The sequence below is a fragment of the Lachnoclostridium sp. MSJ-17 genome, from assembly GCF_018918205.1.
Lineage (GTDB): Bacteria > Bacillota > Clostridia > Oscillospirales > Acutalibacteraceae > Ruminococcoides.
Window position 1 is genome coordinate 1 of sequence record NZ_JAHLQB010000113.1, and the last position, 521, is coordinate 521.

Sequence of the window (521 nt, forward strand, 5' to 3'; positions counted from 1 at the left end):
ACGTCCACGACCGTGCCCTGCTCGCCGTGGGGAACGCGCAGCGAGGTATCTCTTACCTCTCTCGCCTTTTCGCCGAAGATGGCGCGCAGCAGTCTTTCCTCAGCGGTCAGCTCGGTCTCGCCCTTGGGGGTTACCTTGCCGACGAGGATGTCGCCCGCCTTGACCTCGGAACCGATCTGGATGATACCGTCCTCGTCAAGGTATTTGAGCATATCCTCGCCCACGTTGGGGATGTCGCGGGTGATCTCTTCGGGGCCGAGCTTGGTGTCTCGCGCCTCGGTGTCGTATTCTTCGATATGGATAGATGTGTAAACATCGTCGCGAACGATTTTTTCGTTAAGCAGAACGGCGTCCTCGTAGTTGTAGCCCTCCCAGGTCATGAAGCCGATGAGAGCGTTTTTGCCGAGAGCGATCTCGCCGTTATCGGTAGCGGGGCCGTCCGCGAGCACCTCGCCCTTCTTTACGCGCTGACCGCGTGAAACGATGGGGCGCTGGTTGAAGCAGGTTCCCTGATTGGAACG

1 pseudogene is annotated in these 521 nt (G+C 59.3%); it reads right to left on the minus strand.

Annotated features, from left to right (window positions below):
• Positions 1-521: pseudogene (locus KQI64_RS09340) on the minus strand (DNA-directed RNA polymerase subunit beta); the annotation flags it as partial.